This window comes from Kitasatospora sp. NPDC088160, from assembly GCF_044741445.1.
GTDB lineage: Bacteria > Actinomycetota > Actinomycetes > Streptomycetales > Streptomycetaceae > Kitasatospora.
In genome coordinates, this window is the sequence record NZ_JBIUSS010000009.1 from 147,851 (window position 1) to 160,971 (window position 13,121).

General features: G+C 73.8%; 6 protein-coding genes. 1 reads left to right on the forward strand and 5 read right to left on the reverse strand.

The genetic code is table 11. The features are described 5' to 3' along the window. Window positions 1–3: 3 nt before the first annotated feature. Window positions 4–1,041 (reverse strand): 2,3-diaminopropionate biosynthesis protein SbnA, encoded by a 1,038-nt coding sequence (sbnA, locus tag ACIOGZ_RS15830; protein ID WP_363582482.1) that lies wholly within the window; start codon window positions 1,039–1,041, stop codon window positions 4–6. A gap of 221 nt (window positions 1,042–1,262) precedes the next feature. Between sbnA and ACIOGZ_RS15835 the strand changes: the two genes are divergently transcribed. Beyond that, window positions 1,263–8,432 carry an amino acid adenylation domain-containing protein gene (locus tag ACIOGZ_RS15835; protein ID WP_400843013.1) on the forward strand — a complete coding sequence of 2,390 codons (7,170 nt, stop codon included), beginning with the start codon at window positions 1,263–1,265 and terminating at the stop codon, window positions 8,430–8,432. Window positions 8,433–8,546: 114 nt separating this feature from the next. On the opposite strand, the gene ACIOGZ_RS15840 is transcribed toward ACIOGZ_RS15835, so the two are convergent. The 4 genes from ACIOGZ_RS15840 to ACIOGZ_RS15855 all read right to left on the reverse strand — a co-directional run bounded on the left by ACIOGZ_RS15840 (window position 8,547) and on the right by ACIOGZ_RS15855 (window position 12,946). Beyond that, window positions 8,547–9,305, reverse strand: coding sequence for an AfsR/SARP family transcriptional regulator (locus ACIOGZ_RS15840; protein ID WP_363582478.1), 759 nt, complete (start codon window positions 9,303–9,305; stop codon window positions 8,547–8,549). A gap of 136 nt (window positions 9,306–9,441) precedes the next feature. Continuing rightward, window positions 9,442–9,732: a helix-turn-helix transcriptional regulator gene (locus ACIOGZ_RS15845; RefSeq protein ID WP_107453059.1), complete on the reverse strand. Its 291-nt coding sequence runs from the start codon at window positions 9,730–9,732 to the stop codon at window positions 9,442–9,444. Between the two features lie 258 nt (window positions 9,733–9,990). Beyond that, entirely contained in the window at window positions 9,991–12,216 is a 2,226-nt protein-coding gene (locus ACIOGZ_RS15850; protein ID WP_363582476.1) for an MMPL family transporter, read from the reverse strand. A 154-nt stretch (window positions 12,217–12,370) separates the two neighbouring features. Then, window positions 12,371–12,946: a 4'-phosphopantetheinyl transferase superfamily protein gene (locus ACIOGZ_RS15855; protein WP_363582474.1), complete on the reverse strand. Its 576-nt coding sequence runs from the start codon at window positions 12,944–12,946 to the stop codon at window positions 12,371–12,373. Window positions 12,947–13,121: the final 175 nt, after the last annotated feature.

Below are 13,121 nucleotides of genomic sequence, written 5' to 3' on the forward strand. Positions count from 1 at the left end.
CGGTCAGCCGGACACCGTCTGGAGCCCGGCGGCGACGCCCGCCCCGAGGCCCCGGTGCTCGACCCCGGGCAGCAGGCCCTCCGGGCCGACCGAACCGCGCACCCACTCGTCGTGGTAGATGGTGTCCATGTAGCGCTCGCCCAGGTCCGGCGAGATGGTCACGGCGGTCACCCGCTCGCGCACGCCGCCCGCGCCGTCGCCGTAGTGCTCGTTCAGCCAGCGCAGCGCGCCGCTGACGGCCGTCCCGGTGGAGCCGCCGAACAGGAAGCCGCCGCGCATCAGTTCGCGGCAGGTCCGGACGGTGTCGGTCTCCTCGACGTGGACCGCCCGCTCCACCAGCGACTCGTCCAGCAGCGCGGGCCGCACGCTGGTGCCCAGGCCCGGGATGTGCCGGGTGGCCGGCGGGGCGCCGAAGGTGACCGAGCCGACGCTGTCGACCGGGACGACCCGCACCGAGGGCCGCCGCTCGCGGAAGTACCGGGCGCAGCCCATCAGCGTCCCGGTCGTGCCCGCGCCGATGAACAGCACGTTCAGGTCCGGGAACTGGCGGGCGATGGCCGGCGCGGTGGTCCGGTAGTGCGCCATCCAGTTGCCCGGGCTCAGGTACTGGTTGAGCCAGACCCGCTTCTCGTCGGCGGCGAGCAGCGCCTTGACGTGGCGGATCCGCGCACCGAGGAAGCCCTCGGTCTCGTGCGGCTCGGTGATCAGGTGCACCTCGGCGCCGTACGACTCCATGGTGCGGCGGGTGACCTCGTTGCAACGAGAGTCGGTGACGCAGATGAACTTGTAGCCGCGGCTGGCGGCGAGCACGCTCAGGGCGACGCCCATGTTCCCGGACGAGGATTCCACCAGGGTCGAGCCGGGGCCGAGGACGCCCGCCGCCTCGGCCTGCGCGACCATTTCCCGGGCCGCTTTCAGCTTGATGGACCCGGCGAAGTTGAACCCTTCGACTTTCAGGAAGAGACGGTGCCCGAAGAACGGCTGCAGATTCACGAAGAGGTCGCTGACCTCGAATTCGTGCGACGCGGAAATGACCGGCACTGGAGACTCCTGGCCTTCGGTAACGAATTAGCCTCGGCGGCAAGCCTCCCGCCGGGCGCTGACGAGGGGCTGACGGACTGCTGACGGGGTCGGCGACCAGGGTTTCGGACCCGCCCGGAGGCGCGCGTCAGCCGTCCGTCAGTTGCCGGTCAGTTGCTCGTCAGCGCCATCGGAAAGCGTTTGTTATTCCGCACTTGCAGGCCTTCCACGAGGAGCCCGGTTTGAATCGGCCGTCCGCCATCAGTGAAGTCCTTCCGCTCTCGCCGCTGCAACAGGGACTGCTCTTTCTCTCGGAGTACGACCGTGAGGGGACGGACGTCTACACCATTCAGCTGGTCCTCGACCTGGACGAGCTGACCGACGCCGATGCCGCCGCGCTGCGCACCGCGGCGGGCCTGCTCCTGGAACGGCACCCCAACCTGAAGGCCTGCTTCCGGCACCGCAGGAACGGCGAGGCGATCCAGGTGATCCCCACGTCGGTCGAACTGCCGTGGCGCGAGGTCGCGGTGGCGGTCGGCGCGGCCGGGCCGGAGGCGGAGTTCGACCGGCTCGCCGAGGAGGACCGGCTGCGCCGCTTCGACCTCGCCCGCCCGCCGCTCCAGCGGCTCACCCTGGCCCGCGCCGAGGGCGGGCGCTGCCGGCTGGTCTGGACCGTCCACCACATCCTGGTGGACGGCTGGTCGATGGTCTCGCTGATCGGCGAACTCGCCGCGCTCGCCGAGGAGCTGAAGGCCGGCGGCGCCCCCGCCAGGCAGCCGCAGGCCGGCGCGGCCCGCTACCAGGCGCACCTGGCCTGGCTGGGCGCGCAGGACAAGGAGGCCGCCCGGCAGGCCTGGACCGCCGCCCTGGCCGGGGTCGTCGACCCGACCCGGCTGGTGCCGGCCGGCCGCGACCGGGCCGCCGGCGCGGCCGCGCTGCCGCAGGCCGTCCCGCTGGAGCTGACCCCCGAGGTCTCCGCCGCGCTGACCGGCTTCGCCCGCTCGCGCGGCCTGACCGTCAACGCGGTGGTGCAGGGCTGCTGGGCGCTGCTGCTGTCCCGGCTGACCGGCCAGGACACCGTGCTGTTCGGCGCGGTCACCTCCGGCCGGCCGGCCGAGGTCCCGGACGTCGAGCGGATGGTGGGCCTGTTCGCCAACACGCTCCCGGTCCGGGTGGACGTCGACCCGGCCCGCACCCCGGCCGAGCTCTTCGCCGACGTGCAGCGGTCGCAGACCGCGCTGCTGGCGCACGAGCACCTGACCCTGGCGGAGGTCCAGCAGCTCACCGCCGTGCGCGGCGAACTCTTCGACACCGCCCTGATGTTCCAGAACTACCCGATGGGCGGCCTGCCGCTGGTCACCGGCACCGGCCCCCGGGTGACCGGCGCCGACGTCCGCTCCGCCACCCACTTCCCGGTCACCCTCACGGTCTTCCCCGGCACCCCGTTCGGCCTGGCCGTCAACCACGTGCCCGCGCTGGTCACCCGGGCCGAGGCCGAACTGGTCGGGCGGCGCTTCGCCCGGCTGCTGGCCGCCGCCGTCGCCCGGCCCGACGAGCCGTGCGGCCGGCTGGACGTCCTGGACGAGGCCGAGCGCGCCGAGATCACCGAGGCCCGCAACGCCACCGGGGCGCCGCTGCCCGGCGACTGGCTGGCCCCGCTGCTGGCCGCCCGGGCCGCCCGCACCCCGGACGCGCCCGCCGTGCGCTGCGGCGAGGAGCGCCTGACCTACCGCGAACTGCACGCCCGCGCCGACGCGCTGGCGCACGCCCTGCACGCCGCCGGGGCCGGCCCGGAGCAGGTGGTGGCGATCGCGCTGGACCGCTCCTGCGACCTGGTGGTGGCCGCCCTGGCCGTCCTCAAGTCCGGCGCGGCCTACCTGCCGCTGGACCCGGACTACCCGGCCGACCGGCTGCGCTACATGCTCGCCGACGCCGCCCCGGTGGTCACCCTCACCCACCGCCGGGTGCGCGAACTCCTCGCCGCCGAAGCCGCCGTAGCCGCCGAAGGCGAGATGAGCACCGGCGAGCTGTGGGTGCTGGACGGCCCGGACGCCGCGACCGGTGCGCCCGGGCAGCGCGTACCGGGCACGGCCCCGCGCGCCGACCACCCCGCGTACGTGATCTACACCTCGGGCTCCACCGGCCGCCCCAAGGGCGTCGTGGTGCCGCACCGGGCGCTGGTCAACCTGGTCGAGGACATGGTCGCCCGCTTCGAGGTGACCACCGAGGACCGCTTCCTCGCCGTCACCACCTTCGGCTTCGACATCGCCAACCTGGAGCTGTTCGTCCCGCTCGCCGCCGGCGCCGAACTGCTGGTCGCCGACCGCGAGACGGTCCGCGACCCGGCCGCCCTGGCGGACGCCGTCACCGGCCTGGACGCCACCCTGCTGCAGGCCACCCCCAGCCTCTGGCAGTCGCTCGCCGCCGACCACGCCCCCCGGCTGGCCGGCCTGCGCGCCCTGGTCGGCGGCGAGGCGCTGCCCGAGCCGCTGGCCCGCACCCTCACCGCGCACTGCGCGTCCGTGACCAACGTGTACGGCCCGACCGAGACCACCATCTGGTCCACCGCCGCGCCGCTGACCGCCGCCGAGGCCGGGCCGCCGCCGATCGGCGGCCCGATCGCCAACACCCGGGTGTACGTCCTGGACGGCGCGCTGCGCCCCGTCCCCGACGGCACCTTCGGCGACCTCTACCTCGCCGGCACCGGCCTGGCCCGCGGCTACCTGGGCCGCCCCGGCCTGAGCGCCGAGCGCTTCGTCGCCGACCCGTACGGCCCGAGCGGCGAGCGGATGTACCGCACCGGCGACATCGTCCGCTGGGACGCCGCCGGCACCGCCCTGGAGTACGCGGGGCGCAGCGACCACCAGGTGAAGATCCGTGGCTACCGCATCGAGCTCGGCGAGATCGAGTCCGTGCTCGCGGCGCAGCCCGGAGTGACGCGGGCCGTCGTCACGGCCCGCACCGACCGGGCGGGGGACGCCCGCCTGGTCGCCTATGTCGTACCGGCAGGGATCGACCGCGACCGCTTGCGGGAGCGGGCGTCATCGGTGCTGCCCACGCACATGATCCCTGCCGTGTACGTTCCCCTGGACGACCTGCCGCTGACCCCCAACGGCAAGGTCGACCGCAAGGCCCTGCCCGCCCCGCCGGACGAGCGGGCGGGCACCGGACGCGAGCCCGCGGGGGAGCGCGAGGAACTGCTCTGCGCGGTCTTCGCGGAGGCCCTCGGGCTCGACCGGGTCGGCGCCGACGACGACTTCTTCGAACTCGGCGGCCACTCGCTGTCCGCGACCAGGGTCGCCAACCGGCTGCGTGCCGCGCTCGGCGTGGACGTCCCGGTGCGGACCCTGTTCGACGCCCGGACGGCCGAGGCGCTGGCCCGCGCCCTCGACCCGGACGCGGCGGCGGTCGCCGAGGCGGCGGAGCCGGCCCCCCGGCGCCCCGCGCTGCGCGCCGTCCCGAACCGGCCGTCCTCGGTGCCGCTCTCGCACGCCCAGGAGCGGCTCTGGTTCCTGGACAAGATGGACGGGCCCACCGGCAGCTACAACATCCCGCTGGCGGTCCGCCTCACCGGCCCGCTGGACGCCGCCGCGCTGGCCGCCGCCGTCCGGGACGTGGTGGCCCGGCACGAGAGCCTGCGCACCGTCTTCGCCGAGGCCGACGGGCTGCCGTCGCAACTGGTGCTCTCCGCCGAGGAGGCGGAGCGGGCCGGCGCCCCGCTGGTCGTCGTGGACCTCTCCGGGGCGGCGCCGGGCGCGCTGGAGGCGGCGCTGGCCGCCGAGGCCGTCCACCCCTTCGAGCTGTCCGCCCAGGTGCCGCTGCGGGCCCGGCTGTTCACCCTCGGCCGGGACAGCCACGCGCTGGCCCTGACGGTGCACCACATCGCCGCCGACGGCTGGTCGCTCGGCCCGCTCGCCCGCGACCTCTCCGACGCCTACCGGGCCCGGCTGGACGGCGCCGGGCCGCGCTGGGCGCCGCTGCCGGTGCAGTACGCCGACCACGCGCTCTGGCAGCGCGAACTGCTCGGCTCCAAGGACGACCCGGACAGCCTGGCCAGCGCCGAACTCGCGCACTGGCGCGAGGCGCTGGCGGGCATCCCGGAGGAGCTGGACCTGCCCACCGACTTCCCCCGCCCGGCCCGCGCCGGGCACCGCGGCGCCGAGGTCGAGTGCACGGTGCCCGCCGAGACCCACGCCCGGCTCGCCGAACTCGCCCGGCGCGGCGGCGCGAGCCTGTTCATGGCCGTCCAGGCGGGCCTGGCCGCACTGCTCACCCGGCTGGGCGCGGGCACCGACATCCCGCTCGGCAGCCCGGTGGCCGGGCGCACCGACGACGCGGTCCGCGACCTGGTCGGCTTCTTCGTCAACACCGTGGTGCTGCGCACCGACACCTCGGGCGACCCGGCGTTCACCGCCCTGCTCGGGCGGGTCCGGGAGACCGACCTGACCGCCTACGGGCACGCCGAACTGCCCTTCGAGCACCTGGTGGAGGAGCTCAACCCGGTCCGCTCGATGGGCCGGCAGCCGCTCTTCCAGGTGATCCTGGCCTTCGAGAACAGTTCCGACCCGCTGCCCGAGATGCCCGGCCTGAGCGCCGAGGTGCTGCCGATCGGCAGCACGACGGCCAAGTTCGACCTGTCCTTCCAGGTGCTGGAGCGGACCGGTCCGGACGGCGCCCCGGCCGGTCTGGACATCCGCCTGGAGTACCGCGAGGACCTGTTCACCGGGGCGACGGCGGCCCGCCTCGCCCGGGCCCTGGCCACCCTGCTCGACTCCGCAGCCCGCACCCCCGACGCGCCGCTCAGCGCCCTCGACCTGCTCCCCGCCGAGGAGCGCCGCGTCCTGCTGGAGGAGTGGGCCGGCCCGACCGCCCCGTTCACCCCGGTCACCCTGACCGCCCTGTTCGAGGGCCTGGCGGCCGCCGACCCGGACCACCCCGCGCTGATCGGCCCGGACGGCGTGCCGGCCGGCCCGGCGACGATGCGGCTGTCCTACGCGGCGCTCAACGAGCGGGCCAACCGGCTCGCCCACCTGCTGCTGGAGCGCGGGGTCGGGCCGGGCGACGTGGTCGCGCTGGCGATGCCGCGCTCCGCGCCGCTGGTGGTCGCGCTGCTGGCGGTGCTCAAGACCGGCGCCGCCTACCTGCCGGTCGACCCGCAGTACCCGGCCGAGCGGATCGCCTACATGCTCGACGACGCGGCGCCCGCCCAGGTGCTGACCGTCGAGGCGGTCGCCGACCGGATCCCGGGGCTGCCCGAGGGTGTCGTCCCGCTGGTCCTGGACTCCCTGCGCACCCGGTCTGACCTGACCGGCTGGCCCGACCGCAACCCCGTCGACGCCGACCGCACCCGGCCGCTCCTCCCGCAGGACGTCGCCTACGTGATCTACACCTCGGGCTCCACCGGCCGCCCCAAGGGCGTCGCGGTGCCGCACCTGGGGGCGGCCAACCTGGCCGCCAACCACCAGGCGCGGATGGGCGCGGGGCCGGACACCCGGGTGCTCCAGTTCGCCTCGTTCAGCTTCGACGCCACCGTCTGGGAGCTCGGCGTCTCGCTGTACTCGGGCGGCACCCTGGTGGTCGCCACCGACGAGAGCCGGGTCTCCGGCGAGGTGCTGGGCGCGCTGCTCGCCGAGCACCAGGTCAACCACGTGGTGCTGCCGCCCACCGTGGTGGCCGGCCTGCCCGAGGACGTGGTGCTGCCCGAGGGCCTGCACCTGCTGGTCGGCGGCGAGGCCTGCCCGGCCGCGCTGGTCGACCGGTTCGCCCCGCTGACCGAGTTCCGCAACGCCTACGGCCCGACCGAGGCCTCGGTCTGCGCCACCTGGAGCGACCCGCTGCGCGCCGGCGGCGGCCGCCCGCCGATCGGCCGCCCGCTGGACAACCACCGGCTGTACGTCCTGGACGACGCCCTCGCGCCCGCGCCGGTCGGCGTCACCGGCGAGCTGTACATCGCCGGCACCGGCCTGGCGCACGGCTACCTGCGCCGCCCGGTCACCACCGCCGAGCGCTTCGTCGCCGACCCGTACGGCCCGGCCGGCACCCGGATGTACCGCACCGGCGACCTGGCCCGCTGGCGGGCCGACGGCACGCTCGACTACGTCGGCCGGGTGGACCACCAGGTGAAGCTGCGCGGCTTCCGGATCGAGCTCGGCGAGATCGAGGCCGCGCTGGTGCGCCACCCGGTGGTCGTGCAGGCCGCGGTGCAGGTCGCGCCCTCGCCCACCGGCGTGCCCCAGCTGACCGGGTACGTGGTGCCGCTGCCCGGCGTCGCCGCCGTCGACGTGCCGGTGCTGCGCGCGTTCGTCGCCGAGTCGCTGCCCGCGCACATGGTGCCCGCGGCGCTGGTGACGCTGTCCGCGCTGCCGCTGACCGCGAACGGCAAGCTCGACACCCGCGCCCTGCCGGCGCCCGGTGCCGCGCCCGCCGCCGCGCAGACCCCGGTGCGGCGCCCGGGCACGCCGGCCGAGGAGGTCATCGCCGGGGTCTTCGGCGAGATCCTCGGCCTCGACCAGGTCGGCGCCGACGGGGACTTCTTCGACCTCGGCGGCGACAGCCTGCGCTCGGTGCAGATCGTCAGCCGGGCCGCGAAGGCCGGGCTCACGCTCTCGCTGGCCGACGTCTTCACCCACAAGACGGTGGCGGCCCTCGCCGCCGCCGCCCGGCCCGCCACCTCGCAGCGGCTCCCCGCGACGGTGCTGGAGCCGGTGCTGCCGATCCGGCCGGGCGGCACCGCCGAGCCGCTGTTCTGCGTGCACGGCGGGGTCGGCTTCGGCCTGCCGTACGCGGAGCTGGCCCCGCACCTCGACCCGGCCCGGCCGGTGTACGCGCTGCAGTCCGACGGCGTCGCCGCGCCCGAGGGGGAGTGGGAACGGCCGCAGGGCGTACGGGAGCTGGCGGCCACGTACCTGGCGAGGATCCGCCGGGTGCAGCCGCACGGCCCGTACCACCTGCTGGGCTGGTCCTTCGGCGGGTTGGTCGCGCACGAGATGGCGGTGCAGCTCCAGGCGGCGGGCGAGCGGGTGGCCTTCCTGGCGGCGTTGGACGTCTTCCCGGTGCTGCCGGGCGACCACAACCCGACCGACGAGGAGATCCGCGGGGCCTTCCTCGCCCACCACGCCACCGGGGCGGGCATCGACGACGGGGAGCTGCGCCGGCTGATGGCGGTGATGCGCCACCACACGGACATCGCCCGGGAGTTCACCCCCGGCCGGTTCGACGGCTCGCTGCTGCTGTTCGCCGCTGCCGACGAGGTGCAGGGCGCCCCCGCCGCCGAGCTCGCCGACCGCTGGCGCGCGCACCTGACCGGCGCGCTGACGGTGTACGACGTCGCCTGCGGCCACGAGGAGATGCTCGGCCGGGAGGCGGCCGGCCGGATCGGCGCGGTGGCCGACGCCGCGCTGCGCCGGTCCTGAACGACCGGACGGCCGGGCCCGGAATCCGGGCCCGGCCGTCACGGGGCCGCCGGCGGCGCCCCAGGAGGGGAGCCGCCGGCGTGCCGGGGCGAACTGCCCTCGCCCCGACGGGACTTACAGCGAGGGGTCCTGCATCAGGATCGCCTGATAGAGGTGGTGGAGACGACGACTCGGTTTGAGCCCCAACTCGTCGTCGAGCCACTTCCGGGTGCGGTGGAAGATGTCGACGGCCTCCGACTGCCGGCCGCACCGGTAGAGGGCGATCATCAACTGCTCGCTGAACCGCTCGCGTTCCGGGTACTGGGCGAGCAACTGCTTCAGCTCGGCCACCACCGCCCCCGCCTCGCCCGCTTGCAGCTGCGCCGAGATGAGGTCCTCCCGCGCGGTCTTGCGCTGCTCGTCCAGACGCAGCGCGACGGCCCGGCACCAGGGCCCGTCGCTCGTGTCGAGCAGGGCCGGTCCGCGCCACATCGCGAGCGACTTGCGGAGCGTGTCCATCGCTTCGTACGGCCGGTCGCTGACCAGCCCCGCGCCTTTCTCCGCCGTCCGCAGGAATCGGTACGCGTCGACCGCGTCCTCCGAGACGTTGAGCATGTAACCGTTGTCAACCGTGCGGATGAGTTCCTGGTCCGGCCCCTCCAGACCAAGTTCCGCCAACGACTTGCGCATGCGTTTGACATTGGCCTGCAAGGCGTTGCGCGCGTTCTTGAGCGGCGCTTCCCCCCACAGCTCGTCGATCAGTTCGTCGAACGCGACCACCTGGCCGGCGTTGAGCGCCAGCATGGTGAGCATCACGCGATTCTTCTTCGCCCGTAGACCTACGGTGCGCTGACCGTCGCCGATCAATAGTGGGCCTAATATGGAGATGTACACCAAATTCCCCGTCCCTAGCGGTGAACTCCAGCCACAAGCCTTTCTCCTGTGACCTCGGCCCGGCCACCGCCAACAGTGGTCGACGTGTTTGGGGTGGCCTGACAAAGGGGAAAAGCCTGGGTATCATTCGCGCTGGTCAAGTATCGGACACGCCTGGGTCGTCCGGCCATGTACCTTCGTACATGAGTTGATGAACCTGCGCCACCAACCCCACCTGAAGCCGCGACTCCACTCCCAGTTTCGCGAGGATGTTGGCGACGTGCGCCTTCACCGTGCGCTCCGTGACGTGCAGTCGGGCGGCGATGCCGCGGTTGGAGTGTCCGGCACCGATCAGGTCGAAGACCTGCCGTTCCCGTCCGGACAGCGTCCCGACCCGGGTGAGTTCGTTGCGCCAGCGCGCCGAGGCGAGGCTGCCGTCACTGTGCATGGCCACCCCCCTGACCGCCCCCTGCTTCCCCGTGGTGCGTCCGGCGGCAGTTGCGCCCCCCCGTCACCGGGAAGGTCGTTCACGTGCCGACGAACGCGCATGCGATTCTACAACTCCCGTAACAAACCACCACGGGACAGTCGGCGTCAAACCCCTTGCCACGACTGGTTGTGGCCGGTGCCTGCACGAAACGCACACGAAAAGGGCCGGGGAAGGGGCTAAGCCCTTCCCCGGCCGTCGAGTTGGACGGGTCCCGTGTTACGGGAGGGTCGTGCGCGCCGCCGAGGCCGCCGCCGCCGCGGCCACGATGGCCGGCATCCGCGGGGTCCGGGTCGTGGTCTGGCGCGCGAGCCGCGAGGGCCAGAAGGTCTTCCAGCCGAGCAGGGTGACCACGGCCGGCAGGACGACGATCCGGATCACCGTCGCGTCGAGCAGCACCGCGCAGGCCATGCCCACCCCCATCTGCTTCATCTCGATGAAGTTCAGCGAGGCCAGCAGGGCGAACACGCAGACCATCACCACCGCGGCGCTGGTCACCACGCCCGCCGTGCGGGTGATGCCCTGCTCGACCGCCTCCTTCACGGAGAGCCCGCCGCGCGCCGCCTCCCGGATCCGGCTGACCACGAAGACGTGGTAGTCCATCGACAGGCCGAGCAGGATCACGAAGAGCATCAGCGGCAGCCAGGCCACCACCCGGCCGGTGGACTCGAAGTGCAGCAGGTCCTCCGCCCAGGTGTGCTGGAAGATCAGCGCGAGCAGGCCGAAGGAGGCCGCCGCGGACAGCAGGTTGAGCACCACGGTGATCAGCGCGAGCATCACCGAGCGGAACGCGACGGTCATCACCAGGAAGGTCAGGACCAGGGCCACCCCGAGCACCCAGGGCATCTTGTGCATGACGTTCGCCCGGTAGTCGACGTCGAACGCGACGTCGCTGCCGCCGACCGCGAACTCGGCGCCCGCGACCGTGCCGAGGGTCTGCGGGGCGAGGTCCTGGCGCAGCCGGGCCAGCGAGGCGCGGGCCTGCGGGGAGCCGCTGTCGAAGTGGGTGCCGATCGCGATGGTGGCGACCGTGCCGTCGGGGGAGGTGCGGACGGTCGGCGCCGGGTTGTGCACGAAGAGGGCGTCCTGCGAGGCGCGTTCGACCAGCGCCTCCACCGCGCCGCCCAGTTCCGCCGTCCGGTCGGCCGGGACCTTCACCGCGACGGTGTGGGTGTCGGCCTGGCTCGGGAAGGAGTCGGTCAGCCGCTCGTTGGCCTGCATCGCCGGGATCGACCGGGGCAGGTCGTCGATCCCGGTGGCCTTGAGCTTCAGGCCGAGGGCGGGCAGCGCGAGGACGAGCAGCGCGCCGACTGAGAGCACCAGCGCGATCACCGGGTGGCGCAGGGCGGGCTTGAGCATGGTCGACCACAGCCGCGGCTTGACCCCGCCCTTCTGGGTGAGCCGCCACACCAGCGGGACCCGCGGCGCGTCCAGGTAGCGGCCGAACCGGGACAGCATGGCCGGCAGCACGGTCAGCGAGGAGGTGATCGCGATGGCGACCACCAGCACCGCGCCGGTGGCCATCGACTCGAAGGCGATGTGCCCGGCGAGGTAGAGCGCCCCCATCGAGATCATGACGACCACGCCGGACACCAGCACCGAGTGCCCGGAGGTGGCGGCCGCGATCTCGATGGCGTCGATGTTGTTGGCGCCCAACGCCCGCTCCTCGCGCTGGCGTTTGAGGTAGAACAGCGAGTAGTCGACCCCGATGGCCATGCCCATCAGCACGATGACGTGCGTCACCGGCCCCGGGTCGGGCACCAGTTGGGAGGCCACCCCCCACAGGCCCAGCCCGGCGAGCACCGAGGACAGGCCGAGGACGACCGGGACGCTCGCGGCGACGATCGCGCCGAAGACGAAGACCATCACGAGCAGCGTCACCGGCAGGCTCAGCACGGTCGCCTTGCCGAGGTCCTTGCTCAGCATCTCGTTGAGCCCGGCCTTGATCGAGCCGGCGCCGACGAGTTCCATCCGCAGCTCGGTGTGCGACGCGTGGGTCCTCGCCACGGTGTCGATGAGCGGCTGCACCCGGTCGGCGGAGGTCTCCGGATCGCCGTCGAGGGTCACCGGGACGAGCAGGGCCGAGCCGTCCGGTGCGGGCACCGGGGCGTCGATCGAGCTGATGCCGGGGAGGGCCTTCAGGTCGCGGGTGGCGTCCGAGGCCGCGGACTGCGCCTGGACGGGGTCGAGCCGGCCGCCGCCCCACGGGGTGATGAGCACGTTCTCCACCGCGCGCTCCTGGAGGCCGCCGCTGCGGGCGATCGCGGCCGCCCGGCCGGACTGGCCGATGGCGAGGTCGGAGGTGGTGGCCTGCCGGGTGCCCGTGACGCCGCCGACCACGAGGGCCGCCACGACGAACGCCACCCAGAGCGCGATCGCCCACCAGGGGTGGACGGCGCTCCACCGAGCGGCCCTGGTGATCACGTTCCTGCCTTCCACGATCACGTTCCCCTCCTCAAAAGAAATGCCCGGATCAAGACACGGGCCTGACTTATGAGTCCGGCCGGTGCGGTGCGGCGTTCGCCTGCATCACTGAATCTAGTGACGCTTCGACGCATGATCACGGGTACAACTTCGACGATTGGAGGGGGAGTTTCTTCTACTTGACAGCCGACCCGAGAGGGCTGCCGCCGGATTCCCCGGGCGGAATTTGATACCACATCCGCCGGGACACGTTAAAGGGCCCGTCGCCGATCAGTGCGACGGACCCCGCGTATTCCTCGGGCAGCGGCAGGTCGGTGACTCTCCACGGCCCGGGCAACGGCCCGGAGCGTGCGTACACGGTGGCTTCCGGTCCGTCGTGGGCGACCGGGATCCCCATGCCCTGGGTGAGCCTGGCGCCCGAGGCCTTCACGCACGCCTCCTTCCTGGTCCACAGCCGGGTGAAGGCGTCGGGCCCGTCCCGGGCGACCAGCTCCCGTTCGTCCGGGGGGAAGAAGCGACCGGCCAGCCGGGCGGTGTCCAGCTCGGCACGGGCCAGCTCGACGTCCACGCCGACCGGCCGTGATGCCAGGGCGAGCAGGGCGATCTCGCCCGAGTGGGACAGGTTGAAGTGCAGGCCCGGCGCGTCCTCGACGGCCGGCTTCCCCCACGGGCCGCGGCTGAAGCGCAGCCCGGCCGGGTGGCGGCCGAGGCGCTCGCCGAGGACGATCCGGGTGGCGGCGTGCGCGAGCACGAAGCGGCGCCGCAGCCCGGGCAGCTGTCCGCTCCGGGCGCGGGCCCGCTCCTGCTCGTCGAGCAGTTCCTCCAGGTGCGGCGGGTACCCGTCCGGGGCGCCCCGGACGGCCTCGCCGCCCGGCTGGTCCGGGTGCTCGCCACCGGTCAGCGGAATCTGCCAGATCTCGACCGTG